The sequence below is a fragment of the Halalkalibacter flavus genome (assembly GCF_036663575.1).
Lineage (GTDB): Bacteria > Bacillota > Bacilli > Bacillales > Bacillaceae_D > Halalkalibacter > Halalkalibacter flavus.
Genome location: NZ_JAWRVK010000178.1, coordinates 1 through 289, shown reverse-complemented (window position 1 = coordinate 289; position 289 = coordinate 1). Strand labels below are relative to the sequence as shown.

The 289-nt window shown below is 72.7% G+C and carries 1 protein-coding gene; it reads right to left on the bottom strand.

All coding sequences use genetic code 11. The features are described 5' to 3' along the window. The coding region (locus SAY88_RS24895; RefSeq protein ID WP_332635104.1) for a hypothetical protein at positions 1–289 on the bottom strand (289 nt) is incomplete at both ends.

Sequence of the window (289 nt, the reverse complement as noted above, 5' to 3'; positions counted from 1 at the left end):
GCGACCACCTCCGCATCGCACGTCGCGCACCGCCCGCACGCGACGATCCTCAGTTCGCCGCGGTCATCTCCCCACCCGATCGGGGCAGCGTCGACGCCGGCCGCGATGTCACGGTCGGCGATGAGCGCGCGCAGTCGCTGCCGGCGCAGCCGGAAGACGGGCATGAGGTCGCTGACGGCGTGCGTCGAGGTCGTGCCGTCGCCGAGCAGCAGTTCCACCCGGCCGCTGCGCGGCGCGCCGAGACGGTCGAGCTGGTCGGCATATGCCGCCAACTGCATCAACGCGGTCA